Below are 1,071 nucleotides of genomic sequence, written 5' to 3' on the forward strand. Positions count from 1 at the left end.
CGACCACAACCTGCCGCCGGCCGCGCCGCCCCAGAGCCGTACCCGGGCCCGGCGCAGCGACGAGAAACTGGAAGATACGCCCTACCTGCCCAGCCTGCGTATCTACCGCTACCGCTAAATAAATTTTCGCATCACATTAATGGCAAACGCTGCCATCGAGTACCCTTATTGCCAGGGGCCACCTCTGCTCATCCACGCGTATCTCACATGATTCTCGAGATTCTTACCGTCCTGGCTTTGATCGTGCTCAATGGCTTGCTTGCGATGTCTGAGCTGGCCATCGTTTCTTCTCGTCCATTGCGCCTCAAAGCCAAAGCTGCAAAAGGTTATCTTGGCGCCAAGGCCGCCCTTGCCCTCTCGGCGGACCCGGGTCGGTTTCTCTCAACAGTGCAAATCGGGATCACCTTGGTCGGCGTTCTCTCCGGTGCGTTCTCCGGTGCAACGCTGGGTGTCCGGCTCGCCGACCTACTGCCAAGCCTTGGAGTGCCTGTTCAATACGCCAACCCATTGGGTGTTGGTATCGTTGTGCTGGTGATTACGTATCTCTCACTGATCATTGGTGAACTCGTTCCCAAGCAGATTGCGCTCACCAATCCAGAGGTCGTTGCTTGCCGTGTGGCACCGGCGATGCATCTGCTTTCACGCGCCACCTTGCCTCTCGTCTGGCTCTTGGATCACTCAGGCAAACTCGTTCTCATGCTGTTAGGGCATTCAGGTAAGCGGGGCGCCAGCGTCAGCGACGAAGAGATCCGCATGCTCATCGCTGAGGCGGAGGGAGCAGGCACCATAGAGAAGGCAGAAACGAAAATGATTACCGGCGTCATGCGCATTGCCGACCGTTGTGCACGCGGTGTCATGACCCCTCGACACGAGGTCGAAGTGGCAAGGGCAGAAGAAAGTCTCTCAGAGATACTTGCCCGGCTGCGCAATTCTGGCCGATCTCGCCTGCCGCTACGTGATGGTGCACAGGACGACATTGTAGGCATCCTGCTGAGTCGCGATTTGTTGCACGCATCGCAAGAAGGTTTCGACCCGCGTTCACTCGCACGTCCAGCAGCGGTGGTTAATGAT

1 protein-coding gene and 1 pseudogene are annotated in these 1,071 nt (G+C 57.7%); both read left to right on the forward strand.

The window, feature by feature from the left end; all coding sequences use genetic code 11:
• Window positions 1-118 (forward strand): annotated as a pseudogene (locus tag B8115_RS23395) (DNA replication terminus site-binding protein); the annotation flags it as partial.
• An 89-nt stretch (window positions 119-207) separates the two neighbouring features.
• The coding region (locus B8115_RS15770; protein WP_010628792.1) for a hemolysin family protein at window positions 208-1,071 on the forward strand (864 nt) is incomplete at its 3' end.

Origin of the sequence: Halomonas sp. KM-1 (assembly GCF_000246875.1) — a bacterium.
GTDB lineage: Bacteria > Pseudomonadota > Gammaproteobacteria > Pseudomonadales > Halomonadaceae > Halomonas > Halomonas aerodenitrificans.